The following is a 16,195-nucleotide window of genomic DNA, read 5'->3' on the forward strand; positions in this document are numbered from 1 at the left end:
CAGTAGAGACAGGCAGTTACGGTAGAGGAAAGCCCGTCAGGCTTTCAAGACAGGGGGCTGCGGACAGTTCAGCGGAGGTGTAGGGAAAACCCGACAAAGTTGCGAGGAAAAGATGAAGTGGGCTGTAGGAATTCGCACCCGTCGCCCACTGAAGACAATCGCTCGCTCGTTGAGCCAGCAGGAGGGAGCGAACTCCCACGCTGTATTCAGGCGTGAACCGGCACCGGCAATGGCGCGGCCAGAAGCCGTTCATCCAGCAGAACCAGGCCTTCCTGGAACAATTGGTTGCTGCGCTCGGTATCCCCGAGACGAGCAAGCAGGCGTGCCAGCTCCGCACAGGCTTCCGGGTTACGTTCTACGCGCAGACTGCTTTCCAGGTAATCCCGCGCCTTGCCCCACAAACTGGTTTGCAGGCAAAGACGACCCAGCGTCAGCAACAGACTCGCATCCCCCGGATGATCCTTGAGCCAGCCTTCCGCGGTCTGCAACTGACGCGCCGGATCGCTGCCGCGCACCAGACCGTACAGGCGTGCCAGATGGCTATCGTACTTGCGCTTGAGAGCATTGCGCAGGACTTCCTCGGCCTGCACCTGTGCGCCCAACTGGCGCAGTTGTTCGGCATACGCCAGCACCAGAGGTGCTTCCTGGCGTTGCGCCGAAGTAAGCTGTTGCCAGGCGCGATCCAGCGATTGCACACCGACCGTGCCGTCCTCTTCGCGCTGCGCGGCCAGAGACAGATTGGCCCCCCACGCACGTCGCTCCAGTTCCGCCAGCTCATTGGCCGGCAGGACTTTGTCCTTGCGCAGCTCCGGCAGCAGGCGAATCACCGCCGACCATTCACCGCGTTGCTGGTACAGACGCTGCAATTGACGCAGGGTTTGCGCGTTGTGCGGGTGGCGTTCGTGCATCGCCTGCAATGTGACGAGGGCACCGTCGGTGTCGCCACGGTCGGTCTGCAACTGCGCGTGGCTGAGCGCAATCGCCAGCTCGGCTTGCGGTTGACGCTCCAGCGCACGTTCGAGCAGACGATCACATTCTTCATAGTTGCCTTGCTCGTTGGCCGCTCGGGCCGCACCGAGGTAGTACAGCAACGGCTGGCGTTCGGCCTCGGCTGCGCGGTGCAGATGGCGCTGAGCGCTGGCCCAGCGACCTTCAGCCAGATCCAGCTGACCATGTTCGATCGCCACCTGCACGCGTCGGCTACGGTTGCGCCGTGACCACGGATTGACCACGCCGCTGGAAGCCATGACCAGCTCGACCAACGCCTTGATCCCCCAGATCAGAAGCCACAACACCGCAATCAACGCCAGTGTGGCCCACAGGCTCGACTCGTACCGGAAGGACTTGTAGGCGACCAGCACGTAACCGGAGTGCTCGGCAATCGCCAGGCCCAACGCCGCCGTGGCGGCGATCACCAGAAACACGATCACATACAGGCGTTTCATGGCGTCGCCTCCTGCGCAGTACTGGCGGCAGGTTTGGCGAACGGTTTCACCGACTCTTCGGCGTTGACGTTACGCCGCTCCAGATAAGCCTGCACCGCACTCAGGGTGCCGGTGAGATCCGGCGTGTTCACGGTGACCGGCTCCTTGCTCAGCTCGGCGACCTCCTCCAGCATCACTTTGCTCTGCGGGTTGTCCGGGTTGAAGTTGCCTTTCAGAACGTCGCGCGCCTCGGCCAGCGCCTGGGTGTAGACCGGCGCCTGTCCATTGAGAGCGGCCCACTGCGCCTGCTCCAGCGCAAGGCTGAGGGCCAGACGCACCTGGCTCAGACTCTGCCCGGCCAGCAGTGGTCGCACGTTCTTGTCAGCGTTGAAATCGATGCGGATGTAACGCGAAACCTTATCCCACCATTGCGCCCAGCGACTGGCGCCATCACCGTCGGCGGTCAGCCCCAGCAGCGATTCACCGCGATCCTTGTACTCGGGCGCCAGCTCGGTGAGGTCGATGACCTGATCACGCAAGGCTCCCAGACGCAGGAACAGCCCGGTGCGATCCGGTTGCTCGGTGCTGCGCAGTGCCACCAGGGTTTTCGCCACTTGCTCACGGGCAGCGAAGGAGCCAGGGTCGTTCTGCTCGCGGAGAATTTCGTCGGCACCCTGCACCAGCGCCTGAGCGCTGCTGATGTCCTGCAAGGCCGAAAGACGCAGACTGGCCAGGCGCAGCAAATGCTCAGCCTCGGCCAGACGCCAATCCTTGCGGCTGGCGCCAAGAACCGTTTCCAGTCGTTGATTGAGGCGTTGTTGATCGCCCTGCAGTTGCGTCACCAGACGCTGGCGATCAGCAAGTTCGTCGGCACCCGGCAACTGCGCGAGGCGCTCGGTCAGCCGCTGTTCGTTGAGTTTCAGGCTCTGCGCCTGATCGTTCAACGCCTGTACCTGACCCGACTGCTGCTGGGTGTTGGTCTGCAGGTGACGGACCTGCCAGACACCCCAGCCACCGATTGCCACGCCGGCGGCGCCGAGCAACAGGGCGACGATGGCCAGTCCATTGCCTCGGCGCGGCACTTGGGCCGGCGGTGGAGTTTCAACCTGCGCATCAATCACAGGCTGGACGTCATCTTTTGGCAAGGCTGCTTCGCTCACGTATCCATCCTTTGCATTAGAAAACGGGCACGGGATGCTCCCGTAACGCCGTCAGCAAAGCCGCGGCACTCGCGCCGCGACAATCCACAACTGTTTGAGCCCCGGCGGCACGTGCCTGCTCGGCGACCCTCGGGCTTGGAACAAACAACGGCAACTGCGCAATCGTCGGCCAGGCATCGCCGGCCATCTGACGCAGGTGCTCGAAACCCTGTCCACTGCTGACCACCAGCCCGTTCAAGCGTTCCGCTTCGATGCGCCGTGGCAGTTCTCGCGGCGCATAGGCTGGCAGGTCACGTCGATACAATTCCAGATACTCGACACTAGCACCAAGCTCGCGCAGGCGCTCGGCGAGCAACTCGCGACCGCCCTCCCCGCGCAGGATCAAAACCCGCGAGCCGGGCAGGCTGACACCCTCGCGCAGACGCGGCAATTGCAGCAAAGCTTCGCTGTCATCGCCCTCTTCCGGGCAGTGCGCATCGAGACCATGATCGCGAAGAATCTGCGCCGTCGCCGCCCCCACGCTGAACCACGGCATGGCCAGTGAATGCGGGCCATCGGCATCCAGCAGTGCAACCGCGATCCGCGCAGCCGGCTTGCTGACCACGATCACCGCGCTGCACCGGGATAACTGCGCAACCCCTTGGCGTACTTTGTCAGAGACCGGGAGCGGCACAATGTCCAGAAGCGGCAAGCAACTGCTGAAAAAACCCTCACCGGCCAACGTCTCGGCCAGCGCCGCGCAGTCGTCCGCAGGGCGCGTCAACAGCAGGCGCCAAGCGGTCACTCGTGACCAGCCTCACCGTAGACTGCCTTGAGAATTTCTTCGGCGCCCTGGCCGAGCAGGTCTTCGGCAACTTTTACACCCAATGCTTCGGCATCGGCGCGTGACGCGCGGGCCTCGGCACTGATCAAGCGACCGCCACTCGGCTCGCCCACCAGACCGCGCAGCCACAATTGCTCGCCTTCAAGCACGGCGTAGCAGGCGATCGGCACCTGGCAGCCGCCATTCAAATGCTTGTTGAGTGCGCGTTCGGCCGTGACGCGCGAAGACGTGTCCGCGTGATGCAGCGGCGCCAGCAAGGCGTGAATTTCAGTGTCGGCGCTGCGGCATTCGATACCAACCGCCCCCTGGCCACCGGCCGGCAGGCTGTCATCGACGCTAATGGCCGAGGTGATGCGATCTTCGAAACCGAGGCGGATCAGACCGGCCGCCGCGAGGATGATCGCGTCGTACTCGCCGGCATCGAGTTTGGCCAGACGGGTGTTGACGTTGCCGCGCAGAAAACGGATTTCCAGATCAGGACGACGGGTCAGCAATTGCGCCTGACGACGCAGGCTCGAGGTGCCGACAATGCTGCCGGCCGGCAACGCTTCAAGACTTGCATAGGTATTGGAAACGAAGGCGTCGCGCGGATCTTCGCGCTCGCAGATGCAGAACAGGCCGAGACCTTCGGGGAAGTCCATCGGCACGTCTTTCATCGAGTGGACGGCTATGTCGGCTTCATTCTGCAGCAGCGCGGTTTCCAGTTCCTTGACGAACAGGCCCTTACCGCCGATTTTCGACAGCGGCGAGTCGAGCAGCTTGTCGCCGCGACTGACCATGGGCACCAGCGTCACCAGCAGACCCGGGTGGGATGCCTCCAGACGGGCTTTGACGTATTCGGCCTGCCAGAGGGCCAGCGCACTTTTACGGGTGGCGATGCGGATTTCGCGAGAGGACATGGATCAATCCGTACTGAATAGATACGGCGGATAATAACAGCTCAACCAAATCCACTTTGACTTGAATCAGAAACGGCGTGGCCTCCCTGGCCTGCAATGCCCGGTAAAATGACTGGAGAACCGCCCGGAAAGACCGGGTTACAGACCCTGCATCATCTTGCGCACACCCGCCACATGTCGACGGCTGACGATCAGCGCATCGCCATTGAGGCCTTTGAGGAACAGCTGGAAATGCCCCAGCGGCGTGCGTTGCAAACGCTCGATACGGTCGCGGGCAACCAGCGCATTACGGTGGATACGCACAAAACGCTCGCCGAATTCGTCTTCGAGGGCCTTGAGCGGCTCATCGAGCAACACCTCGCCAGCCTCGTGACGCAAGGTCACGTATTTGTGGTCGGCGATGAAATAGACCACCTGATCCAGCGGGATCAGCTCGATGCCTTTGCGGGTGCGGGCACTGATGTGGCTGCGCGGGCCATTGCCGCTTTCGGCGGCGGGGCGGGTCAGGGCCGAAAGCTGGGCCCGGTTGGGACGTTCAGCCCGTTTCAGGGCGTCATGCAGATGTTCGGTTCGCACAGGTTTCACCACATAGCCCACGGCGCTGGCCTGCAGGGCTTCCACGGCAAATTCATCGGATCCGGTGCAAAACACCACAGCGGGCGGCGTTTCGCGTTCGCACAGACGGGCAGCCACTTGCAGGCCGTCGAGGCCCGGCATGCGGATATCGAGCAACACGATATCCGGCTTGTGGCTGTCGATCAGCGCCAACGCCTCTTCGCCATTCGTGGCGCTGGGCTCCAGGACTGTGTAACCCTCAAGCTCGCTCACCATACGGCTAAGGCGCTCGCGAGCCAGAGGTTCGTCATCAACGATCAGGACATTCATATTGCGCTGGATTCCTGCGTGAGTCTCGCACAAGGATAGCGTAGACAGGTGGAGTGACGTCCGTCACCGCGATCCACGCTAAGACTAGCCCGAGCGCCAAAAAGTGCCGTACGTCGGCCAGCAATATTTGCCAGTGTCCGGGTCGTACTGCTCAAAGCCCGCTGTTTCCTGCGTTTTTCGCGGGGTATGCCGAAGGACAATACACCCACCCCCTCTTCTTATAGTCGGCGCTCAGACCTTTGCGCGATCCGCAGTCGCGCCGACCCTTATGTCCAACTGTAGACGCTCGCCGGGCCGATATTGCTCAATCGGAAAATATCCTTGTGCAAATCCCCCGACACGGCCGCGGACTATGAAGGAGCCGATGAGAAAAAAACGTATCGACCAGTGTCAGCGACAGGATTGGCAACCCTGTTATTATCCTCGCCAGCGTTTCACGCCTTCTTTTTTCAAGCCGATACGAGCGAATTCATGAGCACTGACAAGACCAATCAGTCCTGGGGCGGCCGCTTCAGTGAACCCGTCGACGCCTTCGTCGCCCGCTTCACCGCCTCCGTCACTTTCGACCAGCGCCTGTATCGCCACGACATCATGGGCTCGATCGCCCACGCCACCATGCTGGCCAAGGTCGGCGTGCTGACGGATGCCGAGCGCGACAGCATCATCGATGGCCTGAAGACCATCCAGGGTGAAATCGAGGCCGGCCAGTTCGACTGGCGCGTCGACCTCGAAGACGTGCACATGAACATCGAAGCCCGCCTGACCGACCGCATCGGCGTCACCGGCAAGAAACTGCACACCGGCCGCAGCCGCAACGACCAGGTCGCCACCGACATCCGCCTGTGGCTGCGCGACGAAATCGACCTGATCCTCGCCGAGATCACCCGCCTGCAAAAAGGCCTGCTGGAACAGGCAGAGCGTGAAGCCGCGAGCATCATGCCGGGCTTCACTCACCTGCAGACCGCGCAGCCGGTGACGTTTGGTCACCACATGCTGGCCTGGTTCGAAATGCTCAGCCGCGACTATGAGCGTCTGGTCGACTGCCGCAAGCGCACCAACCGCATGCCGTTGGGTAGCGCCGCGCTGGCCGGCACCACTTACCCGATCGACCGCGAATACACCGCGCAACTGCTGGGTTTCGACGCCGTCGGCGGCAACTCGCTGGACAACGTGTCCGATCGCGACTTCGCCATCGAGTTCTGCTCGGCGGCCAGCATCGCGATGATGCACCTGTCGCGCTTCTCCGAAGAGCTGGTGCTGTGGACCAGCGCGCAATTCCAGTTCATCGATCTGCCGGATCGCTTCTGCACCGGCAGCTCGATCATGCCGCAAAAGAAAAATCCGGACGTTCCGGAGCTGGTGCGTGGCAAGACCGGCCGCGTGTTCGGTGCGCTGATGGGCCTGCTGACCCTGATGAAAGGCCAGCCACTGGCCTACAACAAGGACAACCAGGAAGATAAAGAACCGCTGTTCGACGCCGCCGACACCCTGCGCGATTCGCTACGAGCCTTTGCCGACATGATCCCTGCGATCAAACCAAAGCACGCGATCATGCGCGAAGCGGCGCTGCGTGGTTTCTCCACCGCGACCGATCTGGCGGATTACCTGGTACGCCGGGGTCTGCCGTTCCGTGACTGCCACGAAATTGTTGGCCACGCGGTGAAATACGGCGTTGACACCCGCAAGGATCTGGCAGAAATGAGTCTGGAAGAACTGCGTCAGTTCAGCGACCAGATCGAGCAGGACGTGTTTGCCGTGCTGACCCTGGAAGGCTCGGTGAATGCCCGTGATCATATCGGCGGGACTGCTCCGTCGCAGGTCAAGGCTGCTGTGGTGCGTGGTCAGGCGCTGATCGCCAGCCGCTAAAAGCAAAAGCTTCGCGAGCAAGCCCGCTCCCACAGGGGATTTATGTCGGTCACAGATTCTGTGGACAACATAAATCCAAATGTGGGAGCCGGCCTGCTCGCGAAATCGTCCTTCACAACACTGCAAATCTCACTTCTTGGCCGCGATCATCGCCAAAAAGGTCGGCATCGCCGCTTCCTTGTCCGCAGCAATCCTCTGCACATGCGGATTCTGCTCCAGCCGCTCCAGCAGCGCTTTGGCCTTCGGCATCTCCGCCAGCAAATCAATTCCGAACAGCTTCTGCCCGACCGCACACGCCAACGGCACGCTGTAGAGGAAGTACAAGTCAGCAATGCTCAGGCTGTCGCCCGCCACGTACGGGGCGAATTTTCCGTGCCGACCCAGTGCGGCGAAACCCAACAGCAATTCGGTTTTGGTCTTTTCCTTGATCGCGTCCGGCAACGTTGTGCCGAAGAACGCCTCGCCATAACAGGCGCGACCCGGTAGCTCGATGTACAGCTCGATTTCCTTGGCCACTGCCAGCACCTGCGCACGCGCAAACGGTTCGGTTGGCAGCAGCGGCACGCCTTTGCCTACACTTTCGATGTATTCGAGCATCACCATCGTTTCGTTGATGTATCCATCTTCGACCCCCAACACCGGCACCTTGCCGCGAGGACTGATCTTCAGGGACTCCGGCGTCGGAGTCGGGTAGAACGTCACCTCCTCAAACGGCAAACCCTTTTCCAGCAGCGCCAGTTTGACCATGTTGTAGTAGTTGCTGACCGAAAATCCGTAGAGCTTGAACATCACAGAGCCTCCAGGCCGTGCGGGGTGGGCGGTGTCTGTTTATAGATCGCCCGGGCGATTCCTGCCAGCAGCATCACCGCACTGAATGCGGGTAAACTGGCGCCTTTCCTTGAGGAGCCTGCCATGAGCGAGCCGACAGACATCGACAACGACGAAGAAGAGTTCACCGAGGCTACTTTGATCGAAGCCATCGAAAACCAGATCGAAAGCGACAACCCGCCAGCGGCCAAAGCGACCTTCAACAAGCTGACCCTGGTCGGCGTTGAACGCGAAGAAATCCTCAATCTGATGGCGCACGTGCTGGCCTACGAGATTGACGCGATGCTTGATGAAGACCGCGCATTCAACACCGAATGGTACGAAGCGGCACTGCGCGCACTGCCGGAACTGCCTCCGGAAAAGCCGTAACCGGGCAGTCTGATGTGGGAGCCATGCTGCTCCCACACAATTTGTCACCCATCTCCACGGCCTACTCTCGCCTCCTGACTACACTGGAACCCGCCTCAAGACAAAATCCCTGATCTGAGCACTGGACACGCCGCAAAAGCGGGTTCACCTTAGGGACGCTGTCGTCCAATTCCTAGAAAGTCTGGAGTCCTTATGTCGCTTACCCCTGAGTTGGTTGCCGAACTGGAAGTCCTCGCACTCTTCAACCTGGACAGTTCCCAGGAAGGTTTGAAAATTCATCAGACCGCTGCCCCGAAGCACATTGCCGCTGCCCAACGCCTCTTTGAAAAAGAACTGACAGACCAGCCTGATGGCGGTTACCTGACCAGCCTCGGTCGCGATGCCGCACAAAACGTGCAAACCGTGCTGACCATTCTGAAAGAGCAAGCAACCGCCTGATCCCCCCTGACTTCGCCCACGGGAACTCCTGCCACGGGATTTCCGCGGGCCCGTCCGGACGTCAATCGTCGCCAAGCGATAGAAATCTGACGTCAAAAAACAAATTCAGCTTAAAAGTCCCGTCGTGCAAAGGCTAAACTGCCTGCCACACTTAGCCCCTCTACGTCCGAGCCTGCGAGCCGGTTTGAGCTGACATGACGCGCACCCACGAAATCCGCCCCGATCTGGACGAGGGAATCGACCGCAAGGTTCTCAGCCAGTTGCGCTCACGTTTTCTAAAACTCAATGAGGGCCGTCTGGGCCGGGCGATGGAAGGGTTGTCGACACGCCAGCAAGGCGTGCTGACGCTGCTACCGCTGTTCTTCCACGTCAATCATCCTTTGCTGCCCGGTTACGTTTCGGGCAGCACGCCGGCCGGCCTGTCGAATTACGAGCCGGACGCCAACGCGCTCGCTGAAGCTCAGCGCCTGACCCGCTCGTTCTCCTACAAGCCGCGCCACGGCAGCAACCCGCCGCGACCGATTCACGGCCTGTTCCTGATGGGCAGCCTCGGTACGCTGGCCCAGGCCGATCAGAGCGACATGGACGTGTGGGTCTGTCACGCGCCGGATCTGACTGAAAACGAGCTGGCCGAGCTGAGCAAAAAATGCCAGTTACTCGAAGTCTGGGCCGCGAGTCAGGGCGCCGAGGCACATTTCTTTCTGATCGACCCGGTGCGCTTCGTCAAAGGCGAACGCGACAGCCAGCTCAGCTCCGAAAACTGCGGCACCACCCAACACTATCTGCTGCTGGACGAGTTCTACCGCACTGCGATCTGGCTGGCCGGGCGCACACCGATCTGGTGGCTGGTGCCGGTTTACGAAGAAACCGCCTACGACATTTACACCCACACCCTGCTGTCGAAACGCTTTATCCGCGCCGACGAAACCCTCGACCTCGGGCACTTGGCGACGATTCCGCCGGGGGAATTCATTGGTGCCGGGTTGTGGCAGCTGTTCAAGGGTATCGAGTCGCCGTACAAGTCGGTGCTCAAACTGCTGCTGACCGAGGTTTACGCCAGCGAACACCCGAAGGTGCAGTGCCTGAGCCTGCGCTTCAAAAAAGCCGTGTTCGCCAATCAGCTGGATCTCGATGAGCTGGATCCGTACATGGTCGTGTACCGGCGTATCGAGGAATACCTCATTGCCCGCAAAGAGCCGGAACGCCTTGAACTGGTGCGACGCGCGCTGTACCTCAAGGTCAATCGCAAGCTCACCGGTAACAGCCGCACCCAGAGCTGGCAACGCTCGCTGCTAGAGCGCCTGGCCAGCGAATGGCATTGGGATCAGCGGCAACTTGCGTTGCTCGACAGCCGCAGCCAGTGGAAAGTCCGCCAGGTCAGCGCCGAGCGGCGTGCGCTGGTCAACGAGCTGAATTACAGCTATCGCTTCCTGACTCAGTTCGCCCGTACTGAACAGACCGTCAGCCTGATCAACAAGCGCGATCTCAACGTCCTCGGCCGCCGCCTGTATGCCGCGTTCGAGCGCAAGGCCGACAAAGTCGAGTTCATCAACCCCGGCATCGCCCCCGACCTGGCCGAAGACACCCTGACCCTGGTGCAATCGCGCAACAAGAAGGAACCGGGGCAGACTCAGTGGGGTCTGTACAACGGCAGCCTCACGGCGCTGGAATGGGAACACTTTGCGCCGATCAAGCGCAGCCGCGAATTACTCGAACTGCTGACCTGGTGCCACCGCAACGGCGTGATCGACAGCAGTACCCGCCTCGCCCTGCACCCCGGCACCAGCGACTTGAGCGAGTTCGAACTTTTCAATCTGCTCGGCAGCCTGCAACAGTGCATATCCCTGCCCTTGCCCACTGTGGCCGAAGAGCCGCTGTTGCGCGCAGCCGTGCCGAGCGAAGTGCTGATGCTGGTCAACGTCGGCGTCGATCCGCTCAAGCACCACCGCGACCTCAACATCCTGATGACCACCGAACGCACCGACTCCTTGAGCTACGCCGGCGTGCGCGAAAACCTCGTGTTGACCCTCGATCAGGTCACGCTCAACAGCTGGAACGAAGTGCTGGTCAATCGCTTCGACGGCCCTCATGCCCTGCTCGACTGCCTGCGCGACCACCTGAACAATCTGCCGCGCGGGCCGTTGCAGCCGTCGTTGAAGGTGCGCTGCTTCTGCCATAACCGTGCGCAGTTCATCGCCCGCCGCGTCGAGGAAATCGTCGACACCGCGCAAAACCTGCTACTCAGCGAATTGAATCACCGCTACCTGATTCAGGTGCAGCAGCACTATCACGTGCTGGAACTGGTGCCGGGCCAGGTCAACCATGTCGCCCTCGCGACACTGCCGGCACTGCTCGATTATCTCGGCGAAGAGCAGGCGCGCTACAGCCCGCTGCATCTGGACCCGATGGCGCTGGAGGATCACGACCTCGCACTGATCCTGCCGATGGGCCAGCCGGAAAGCATTCAAGTGTTTTACCGCATCACCGAGCAGCAGGCCGAGGTGTATGTGCTGGATGAGTTCAATGCGCTGTGGCAGCAGCACTTGCCGTATCACGACGAACAGAGCCTGTTGGTGCCGCTGCAGCGTTTTCTGCAATCGATCCAGTATCGGCGCGATGCCCTGCTCCCGATGGACGCGGCGCCTGCGGTCAGCCTCGAAACACTGTATTACCAGTTATTGCCATCAGGGCCGGGCAAGGCACGGCGCGTCGAAGCGCGGCCAGCGCCACAGACACCGGTCAACAAACCGTTTTACGACGTGCAGGCAATCGTCGGCAAAGCCGCACCGGGGGAAGTGCAAGTCACCCTATATTGCAATCAAAGGGAATTCAGCGAGCTGGAACATGGCGACCAGCTGTTCAGCGTGGTCGCCCGGGAGATCGTCGAGCAGCGTCGTGAGACCGAGCGCTACCGCTGCTACATCACCGACCTGGACCTGTCGGGCCTGCTCGGTGACGGGCAAAGTTCAAGCAATCTGTATCTGCGCTACAAGGCCGACCTGGAGCGCGCCCTGAACGAGGCGCTCGAACAGGTCTGAGGCGGGTTACTCGCGAAAATCACCACCGTTGGCCGGTTGCGATTCGACTTCCAGCAGGGTCAGCTTCAGCGTCTTGCCACCCGGAGCCGGCCAGTCGATGTGTTGACCGACTTTCAGGCCCAACAACGCGCTGCCGACCGGGGCGAGAATCGAGATCTTGCCTTCATCGGCATTGGCGTCCTTGGGATAGACCAGCGTCAGGTGGTAATCCTTGCCACTGCCTTCTTCGCGGCAATGCACACGGGAATTCATCGTCACGACATCGGCGGGCACTTCATCGTGGCCGACCACGGTGTCGGCGCGGTCCAGCTCGGTTTGCAGCGCGATCACGCCCGGCAGCGTGTCATCCAGGCTGTCGATCAGGCGCTCCAGACGTTGCACGTCCAGACGGGTAAGGGTGATGGAAGGTGCGGTCATGATCCGGGCAGACTCCTTTCTTCTGCACACAAAAAAAGCAAAACCCCGCCACAAAAGACGGGGTTTTCACCAGGCCTCGATGGGTTGAGGCGTTTCCGGACACTATCACAGCTCAAAAAATATACAAGCCACCCACTTTTTTGACTGTGTGAGAACTCCACAACATCACTGGACTTGGGATTTTCGTGCGGCAGCCTGCTGGCAAATCACCCGGCGGCGCTGATCATCCGCCGAACGCCATTCGCGGATGTCTTCGACATGCCGCATGCAACCGAGACAGACCTTCTGCTCGTCCAGCCGGCACACGCCGGTGCACGGCGAAGGCACGGCCTGGCTGACATTGCTGTAAAGCGGCTTCGGCGGACGAACGGGAGCGGTGTCAGTCACGGAGTTACAGGCCTTCGAAATCGAATTCGGCGCCGGCCTGCTGCTTGACGATGCGCTCGAGCATTTCGCCCAGTTGCTCTTCGCTCTTGTCGCACATCCAGCGCTCGCTCTCTTCGTCGTAGTCGAAGTGGAAACCACCGGACACCGCCGCCAGCCACAGCTGACGCAATGGCTCCTGACGGCTGAAGATCAGCTGCGAGCCGTTTTCGAACTTGACGGTGAGGACACCGGCCGAGTTCTCCATGTCGATATCCAGGTCGCTTTCGTCAAAGATGTCTTCCAGTTTTTCCTGGGTTTCATCGACCAGATCGTGAAAACGGGCTTCGGACAAACTCATTGCGGCAACCTCAAAAAATGTCTGATCAGGCTCAAGCGCCGAAAGATACGGACGCCGCTGGCCGATTGCAAAGGATAACGACCAAGCACCAATACCGGCACTGCAAACACTGTACCCGTGGGAGCGGGCTTGCTCGCGAAGAGGCCGGCACATCCAACACCTTTGTCGATTGACCCACCGCTTTCGCGAGCAAGCCCGCTCCCACAGGGAATTAAGCGTATCTGAGGAGCCCCGCCGGACGGGAACCCCGTCGCATAGGCAAGCTGCCGGGTGGCCGGTATACTCCGGCGCAATTAACGCATTTTCAAGGATTTCGCCATGAAGCGCCTGATCTCTTCCCTTGCTGCGCTCGTCGCGGTTGCCTGTCTCGTTTCGGCCTGCGGTCAAAAGGGCCCGCTGTACCTGCCGGATGACGATCAGGACCCGGCCGAGCAAGCCCAGTCTTCGCAAAAGCAGCCTGTCTCCAAGGCACACAAGCACGACGTTTACTAAGGGATCGCCATGGACGCTTTTAACTACCGTGGCGGGGAGCTGTTCGCGGAAGGTGTGGCGCTGTCCGCCATCGCCGACCGCTTCGGCACGCCTACCTACGTCTACTCCCGCGCGCACATCGAAGCCCAGTATCTGGCCTACGCCGATGCGCTGGCCGGCATGCCGCATCTGGTGTGCTATGCAGTCAAAGCCAACTCCAACCTCGGCGTTCTGAACGTCCTGGCCCGTCTCGGCGCCGGTTTCGACATCGTTTCCCGAGGCGAGCTGGAGCGTGTTCTCGCCGCTGGCGGCAGCCCCGAGAAGATCGTCTTTTCCGGCGTCGGCAAGACCCGTGACGACATGCGTCGCGCGCTGGAAGTCGGCGTGCATTGTTTCAACGTCGAATCCACCGACGAGCTCGAACGCCTGCAAGTGGTCGCCGCCGAACTGGGCGTTGTCGCGCCGATCTCGCTGCGGGTGAACCCGGACGTCGATGCCGGTACCCACCCGTACATTTCCACCGGTCTCAAAGAGAACAAGTTCGGCATCGCCATTGCAGACGCCGAAGACGTGTACGTGCGCGCCGCTCACCTGCCGAACCTGGAAGTGGTGGGTGTCGATTGCCACATCGGTTCGCAACTGACCACCCTGCCGCCATTCCTCGATGCCCTTGATCGCTTGCTCGATCTGGTCGACCGCCTCGGCGATTGCGGCATCCACCTGCGCCACATCGATCTCGGTGGTGGCCTGGGTGTGCGTTATCGCGATGAAGAGCCGCCGCTGGCTGCCGACTACATCAAAGCCGTGCGTGAACGTCTGAACGGTCGTGATCTGGCGCTGGTGTTCGAGCCGGGCCGTTTCATCGTCGCCAATGCCGGCGTGCTGCTGACTCAGGTCGAATACCTCAAACACACCGAACACAAGGATTTCGCCATCGTCGACGCGGCGATGAACGACTTGATCCGTCCGGCGCTGTATCAGGCGTGGATGGACGTCACTGCGGTCAAACCGCGCGACACCGCTGCACGCAAGTACGACATCGTCGGGCCGATCTGCGAAACCGGCGACTTCCTCGCCAAGGACCGCGAACTGGCCCTGGCCGAAGGCGATCTGCTGGCCGTGCATTCGGCCGGTGCCTACGGTTTTGTGATGAGCTCCAACTACAACACTCGCGGCCGTGCCGCCGAAGTGCTGGTAGATGGCGATCAGGTATTTGAAGTGCGTCGCCGCGAGACCGTGGCCGAGCTGTTTGCCGGCGAAAGCCTGCTGCCGGAGTAACCCATGCTGCTGCGTTTTACCAAAATGCACGGCCTGGGCAACGACTTCATGGTTCTCGACCTGGTCAGCCAGCACGCGCACATTCAGCCCAAGCACGCCAAGCAATGGGGCGATCGACACACTGGCATCGGTTTCGACCAATTGCTGATCGTCGAGGCGCCGAGCAACCCGGACGTGGATTTCCGTTATCGGATTTTCAACTCCGACGGCTCCGAAGTTGAGCAGTGCGGCAACGGCGCGCGCTGCTTCGCGCGTTTCGTGCTCGACAAGCGTCTGACCGCCAAACGCCAGATCCGCGTCGAGACCAAGGGCGGCATCATCGAACTGGACGTGCGTAACGACGGCCAGATCGGTGTGAACATGGGCGCCCCGCGCCTGGTGCCGGCGGACATTCCGTTCGAAGCACCGGCGCAGGCCTCCAGCTATCAGCTGGAAGTCGACGGCACCACAGTCGAACTGGCCGCCGTGTCGATGGGCAACCCGCATGCCGTGCTGCGCGTGCAGGACATCAACACTGCACCGGTGCATGAACTGGGGCCGAAGATCGAACACCATCCGCGCTTTCCGGCGCGGGTCAATGTCGGCTTCATCCAGGTCATCGACCGCAACCGCGCGCAATTGCGCGTCTGGGAACGCGGCGCCGGGGAAACCCAGGCTTGCGGTACCGGCGCCTGTGCAGCGGCTGTCGCAGCAATCAGTCAGGGGTGGATGGATTCGCCGCTGTTGATCGACCTGCCCGGCGGGCGTCTGTCCATTGAATGGGCAGGCCCGGGCCAACCGGTTTTGATGACCGGCCCGGCAGTGCGTGTATACGAAGGACAAGTGCGTCTTTGAGTGAGCAGAAGCCATGACCGATAAGCCTCAGGTACCCGCCCGACAGTCCGACGAATCAGCGTCCGAGAGCCTGGAGGCGGCAGCGGTTGCCGCATACCTCGAGGCTCATCCGGACTTCTTCGTAGAGCACGAAGAATTGCTCCCGGCCTTGCGTATTCCCCACCAGCGCGGCGACACCGTGTCGCTGGTCGAACGGCAAATGACCATCCTGCGTGACCGCAATGTCGAGATGCGCCACCGCCTCTCGCATTTGATGGACGTCGCCCGCGACAACGATCGCCTGTTCGACAAGACCCGCCGCCTGATCCTCTCGCTGATGGACGCTGCCAGCCTGGAAGACGTGGTCATCAGCGTCGAAGACAGCCTGCGCCAGGACTTTCAGGTTCCCTTCGTCAGCCTGATTCTGCTCGGCGACAACCCCGCGCCGGTCGGTCGCTGGGTGACCCACGCCGAAGCGCAAACGGCCATCGGCGGTTTGCTCACCGAAGGCAAAAGCGTCAGCGGCAACCTGCGCGAACATGAACTGGATTTCCTCTTCGGTGAGGAACAGCGCAAGCAGATCGGTTCGACCGCCGTGGTTGCCGTCAGTCATCAAGGCATCCACGGGATTCTGGCGATTGCCAGCCGCGACCCGCAGCACTACAAGAGCTCGGTCGGTACACTGTTTCTGAGCTACATCGCCGAAGTCATGGGCCGCGTGCTGCCACGGGTCAACAGCTCCCTGCGCTCGGTACGTTGAGC

Annotated in this window: 17 protein-coding genes; 8 read left to right on the forward strand and 9 right to left on the reverse strand. The window is 61.3% G+C overall.

Translation table 11 applies throughout. From position 1 onward, the window contains the following. Positions 1 to 206: 206 nt before the first annotated feature. The 5 genes from F2P67_RS16615 to F2P67_RS16635 all read right to left on the reverse strand — a co-directional run bounded on the left by F2P67_RS16615 (position 207) and on the right by F2P67_RS16635 (position 5,191). Positions 207 to 1,445, reverse strand: a complete 1,239-nt coding sequence (locus tag F2P67_RS16615) for a heme biosynthesis protein HemY (RefSeq protein ID WP_166221738.1) — start codon at positions 1,443 to 1,445, stop codon at positions 207 to 209. Beyond that, on the reverse strand, positions 1,442 to 2,584 hold the full coding sequence (locus F2P67_RS16620) for a uroporphyrinogen-III C-methyltransferase (RefSeq protein WP_166221740.1): 1,143 nt from the start codon (positions 2,582 to 2,584) through the stop codon (positions 1,442 to 1,444). The genes F2P67_RS16615 and F2P67_RS16620 overlap by 4 nt, the downstream gene beginning before the upstream one ends. Positions 2,585 to 2,600: 16 nt before the next feature. Next, positions 2,601 to 3,368, reverse strand: coding sequence for a uroporphyrinogen-III synthase (locus F2P67_RS16625; protein ID WP_166221742.1), 768 nt, complete (start codon positions 3,366 to 3,368; stop codon positions 2,601 to 2,603). Continuing rightward, positions 3,365 to 4,306: a hydroxymethylbilane synthase gene (hemC, locus tag F2P67_RS16630; protein ID WP_166221744.1), complete on the reverse strand. Its 942-nt coding sequence runs from the start codon at positions 4,304 to 4,306 to the stop codon at positions 3,365 to 3,367. Before hemC ends, F2P67_RS16625 begins: the two co-directional genes overlap by 4 nt. 138 nt (positions 4,307 to 4,444) lie before the next feature. After that, positions 4,445 to 5,191, reverse strand: a complete 747-nt coding sequence (locus F2P67_RS16635; RefSeq protein ID WP_166221746.1) for a LytR/AlgR family response regulator transcription factor — start codon at positions 5,189 to 5,191, stop codon at positions 4,445 to 4,447. A gap of 471 nt (positions 5,192 to 5,662) precedes the next feature. Between F2P67_RS16635 and argH the strand changes: the two genes are divergently transcribed. Continuing rightward, positions 5,663 to 7,057: an argininosuccinate lyase gene (gene argH / locus F2P67_RS16640; protein WP_166221748.1), complete on the forward strand. Its 1,395-nt coding sequence runs from the start codon at positions 5,663 to 5,665 to the stop codon at positions 7,055 to 7,057. A 129-nt stretch (positions 7,058 to 7,186) separates the two neighbouring features. On the opposite strand, the gene F2P67_RS16645 is transcribed toward argH, so the two are convergent. Then, positions 7,187 to 7,846 (reverse strand): glutathione S-transferase family protein, encoded by a 660-nt coding sequence (locus tag F2P67_RS16645; RefSeq protein ID WP_166221750.1) that lies wholly within the window; start codon positions 7,844 to 7,846, stop codon positions 7,187 to 7,189. Positions 7,847 to 7,969: 123 nt separating this feature from the next. On the opposite strand from F2P67_RS16645, the gene F2P67_RS16650 reads away from it, so the two are divergent. The 3 genes from F2P67_RS16650 (at position 7,970) to F2P67_RS16660 (ending at position 11,730) form a co-directional block, all read left to right on the forward strand. Continuing rightward, positions 7,970 to 8,254 carry a hypothetical protein gene (locus tag F2P67_RS16650; RefSeq protein ID WP_166221752.1) on the forward strand — a complete coding sequence of 95 codons (285 nt, stop codon included), beginning with the start codon at positions 7,970 to 7,972 and terminating at the stop codon, positions 8,252 to 8,254. 192 nt (positions 8,255 to 8,446) lie between these two features. Then, on the forward strand, positions 8,447 to 8,692 hold the full coding sequence (locus tag F2P67_RS16655) for a TIGR02647 family protein (RefSeq protein WP_166221754.1): 246 nt from the start codon (positions 8,447 to 8,449) through the stop codon (positions 8,690 to 8,692). 194 nt (positions 8,693 to 8,886) lie between these two features. Beyond that, positions 8,887 to 11,730 carry a class I adenylate cyclase gene (locus F2P67_RS16660; RefSeq protein ID WP_166221756.1) on the forward strand — a complete coding sequence of 948 codons (2,844 nt, stop codon included), beginning with the start codon at positions 8,887 to 8,889 and terminating at the stop codon, positions 11,728 to 11,730. Positions 11,731 to 11,736: 6 nt separating this feature from the next. On the opposite strand, the gene rnk is transcribed toward F2P67_RS16660, so the two are convergent. The 3 genes from rnk to cyaY all read right to left on the reverse strand — a co-directional run bounded on the left by rnk (position 11,737) and on the right by cyaY (position 12,871). Beyond that, on the reverse strand, positions 11,737 to 12,147 hold the full coding sequence (gene rnk, locus F2P67_RS16665; protein WP_034152030.1) for a nucleoside diphosphate kinase regulator: 411 nt from the start codon (positions 12,145 to 12,147) through the stop codon (positions 11,737 to 11,739). A 165-nt stretch (positions 12,148 to 12,312) separates the two neighbouring features. After that, entirely contained in the window at positions 12,313 to 12,534 is a 222-nt protein-coding gene (locus tag F2P67_RS16670) for a DUF1289 domain-containing protein (RefSeq protein ID WP_166221758.1), read from the reverse strand. A 4-nt stretch (positions 12,535 to 12,538) separates the two neighbouring features. After that, entirely contained in the window at positions 12,539 to 12,871 is a 333-nt protein-coding gene (cyaY, locus tag F2P67_RS16675; protein ID WP_007911100.1) for an iron donor protein CyaY, read from the reverse strand. Between the two features lie 318 nt (positions 12,872 to 13,189). Here cyaY and lptM point away from each other — a divergent pair, with 318 nt between their 5' ends. Genes lptM through F2P67_RS16695 form a run of 4 tightly spaced genes read left to right on the forward strand, consistent with a single transcriptional unit; the run spans position 13,190 to position 16,193 of the window. Then, a complete protein-coding gene (lptM, locus tag F2P67_RS16680) occupies positions 13,190 to 13,363 on the forward strand; it encodes an LPS translocon maturation chaperone LptM (protein ID WP_123469791.1) in 174 nt (57 codons plus the stop codon). A 9-nt stretch (positions 13,364 to 13,372) separates the two neighbouring features. Beyond that, the gene (gene lysA, locus F2P67_RS16685) at positions 13,373 to 14,620 is read left to right on the forward strand and encodes a diaminopimelate decarboxylase (RefSeq protein ID WP_166221760.1); all 1,248 of its coding nucleotides are present in this window, start codon (positions 13,373 to 13,375) and stop codon (positions 14,618 to 14,620) included. Between the two features lie 3 nt (positions 14,621 to 14,623). Further along, the gene (dapF, locus tag F2P67_RS16690; protein WP_166221762.1) at positions 14,624 to 15,454 is read left to right on the forward strand and encodes a diaminopimelate epimerase; all 831 of its coding nucleotides are present in this window, start codon (positions 14,624 to 14,626) and stop codon (positions 15,452 to 15,454) included. A gap of 13 nt (positions 15,455 to 15,467) precedes the next feature. After that, complete coding sequence (locus F2P67_RS16695) at positions 15,468 to 16,193, forward strand: DUF484 family protein (protein WP_166221764.1); 726 nt, start codon at positions 15,468 to 15,470, stop codon at positions 16,191 to 16,193. Positions 16,194 to 16,195: the final 2 nt, after the last annotated feature.

The organism is Pseudomonas atagonensis, from assembly GCF_011369485.1.
In the GTDB taxonomy this organism is placed as follows: Bacteria; Pseudomonadota; Gammaproteobacteria; order Pseudomonadales; family Pseudomonadaceae; genus Aquipseudomonas; species Aquipseudomonas atagonensis.

Bases quoted from the DNA above. Each gene is read 5' to 3' on its own strand.
- F2P67_RS16615 (WP_166221738.1), bottom strand. From the start codon at position 1,445: ATGAAACGCCTGTATGTGATCGTGTTTCTGGTGATCGCCGCCACGGCG.
- hemC (WP_166221744.1), bottom strand. From the start codon at position 4,306: ATGTCCTCTCGCGAAATCCGCATCGCCACCCGTAAAAGTGCGCTGGCC.
- F2P67_RS16635 (WP_166221746.1), bottom strand. From the start codon at position 5,191: ATGAATGTCCTGATCGTTGATGACGAACCTCTGGCTCGCGAGCGCCTT.
- argH (WP_166221748.1), top strand. From the start codon at position 5,663: ATGAGCACTGACAAGACCAATCAGTCCTGGGGCGGCCGCTTCAGTGAA.
- F2P67_RS16645 (WP_166221750.1), bottom strand. From the start codon at position 7,846: ATGTTCAAGCTCTACGGATTTTCGGTCAGCAACTACTACAACATGGTC.
- F2P67_RS16650 (WP_166221752.1), top strand. From the start codon at position 7,970: ATGAGCGAGCCGACAGACATCGACAACGACGAAGAAGAGTTCACCGAG.
- F2P67_RS16655 (WP_166221754.1), top strand. From the start codon at position 8,447: ATGTCGCTTACCCCTGAGTTGGTTGCCGAACTGGAAGTCCTCGCACTC.
- F2P67_RS16660 (WP_166221756.1), top strand. From the start codon at position 8,887: ATGACGCGCACCCACGAAATCCGCCCCGATCTGGACGAGGGAATCGAC.
- rnk (WP_034152030.1), bottom strand. From the start codon at position 12,147: ATGACCGCACCTTCCATCACCCTTACCCGTCTGGACGTGCAACGTCTG.
- cyaY (WP_007911100.1), bottom strand. From the start codon at position 12,871: ATGAGTTTGTCCGAAGCCCGTTTTCACGATCTGGTCGATGAAACCCAG.
- lptM (WP_123469791.1), top strand. From the start codon at position 13,190: ATGAAGCGCCTGATCTCTTCCCTTGCTGCGCTCGTCGCGGTTGCCTGT.
- lysA (WP_166221760.1), top strand. From the start codon at position 13,373: ATGGACGCTTTTAACTACCGTGGCGGGGAGCTGTTCGCGGAAGGTGTG.
- dapF (WP_166221762.1), top strand. From the start codon at position 14,624: ATGCTGCTGCGTTTTACCAAAATGCACGGCCTGGGCAACGACTTCATG.
- F2P67_RS16695 (WP_166221764.1), top strand. From the start codon at position 15,468: ATGACCGATAAGCCTCAGGTACCCGCCCGACAGTCCGACGAATCAGCG.